The organism is Pseudomonas marincola, from assembly GCF_900116605.1.
Classification (GTDB): Bacteria; Pseudomonadota; Gammaproteobacteria; order Pseudomonadales; family Pseudomonadaceae; genus Aquipseudomonas; species Aquipseudomonas marincola.
On record NZ_FPBC01000032.1, the window covers coordinates 1 to 1,234 of the forward strand.

A 1,234-nucleotide genomic window follows, 5' to 3' on the forward strand; every position below is an offset into this window, starting at 1 on the left:
TGTAGTGGTCAACTAATCCCGGACACGACGTTAAGTTTCTGCTCGGCCTGAGCGGGCGCTAGCCCGCCATTGAATGAATGAGGCCGTATCCAGTTGTAGCGATGCATCAAATAATGGCTGATGTCCCGTTGCGCCTGCTGAACCGACATATAACCCATTGAAGGTATCCACTCGGTTTTCAAGCTTCGAAATACACGCTCCATCGGCGAGTTATCGTAGCAATTGCCCCGACGACTCATGCTCTGGCTGATGCGGTACCGCCACAGGCGCTGACGGAAGTGACGACTTCCATATTGCGACCCCTGATCCGAATGAAACAGCAGCCCTTGAGGTCTCCCGCGTTGCTCATAGGCCATCTCCAGCGCTCTGGTGACCAAGTCAGCATCCGGGCTTCCTGACAACGCCCAGCCCACTATCCGGCGAGCATAGAGATCCATAACCACGGCCAGGTAGTGCCATTTTCCTTGCGCCCAGATGTAGGTAATGTCACCGCACCAAACTTTGTTTGGCTCGGGAACGTTGAACTCCCGATTCAGTGTATTGGGAATGTCAGGTCGCTCAATCGTTGCTTTTTTGTAGGCATGCGAGCCCGGCTGCTTGCTGATCAACCCCAGCTCTCGCATCAAGCCACGCACCTTAAAGCGCCCGATTTGCTCACCATCTTCCTGCATAATCGACACGATACTGCGGCTGCCAGCAGCGCTTCGACTCTGGGTGAACAGTTCGTTGACTCGACTGCGTAATCGAATTCTCTCAACACCTGGAGAACGCCTCCTGAGGCGGTGGGCGTAGTAAGTCGAACGGGTGATTTCGAACACCTCGCACAAACAATCAACAGGTTCATGGGCGCTTAGCTGATGGATCAGCGCGAACGCTCGAGATCTTCCGACATCAAGAGCGCGGTAGCCTTTTTTAATATCGATTTCTCTCGCTCGAGCCGAGCAATCCGAGCTTCCAACTCTTGGATTTTTTGCTGCTCCGGAGTCAGCGCCTTACTTTTAGGTGTCAAGCCTGTTCGCTCTTGCTGGAGCTGATCGACCCAACGACGCAGAGCCGTCTCACCAATACCCAGTGAGCGACTGGCCTCGATGAAGCTGTAGTTTTGACTGAGCACGAGGTCAGCAGCCTCGCGTTTGAACTCAGGGGAAAAGGTACGGCGTTGCTTGGTCATATGACACCTCGTTCTGGCGAGTATTCTCGCCTAAATGAGTGTCCGGTTTCATTAGACCACTAC

At 53.8% G+C, this 1,234-nt stretch carries 1 protein-coding gene; it reads right to left on the reverse strand.

Features of this window, described 5'->3' with window-relative positions; translation table 11 throughout:
• Positions 1 to 8: 8 nt before the first annotated feature.
• Positions 9 to 1,171, reverse strand: a protein-coding gene (locus BM395_RS23080) for an IS3 family transposase (RefSeq protein ID WP_090515970.1) whose coding sequence is annotated in 2 segments (ribosomal slippage) — positions 9 to 916 and positions 916 to 1,171 — 1,164 coding nt in all. Because the reading frame shifts where the segments join, the coding sequence is not laid out codon by codon here.
• Between the last annotated feature and the right edge of the window lie 63 nt (positions 1,172 to 1,234).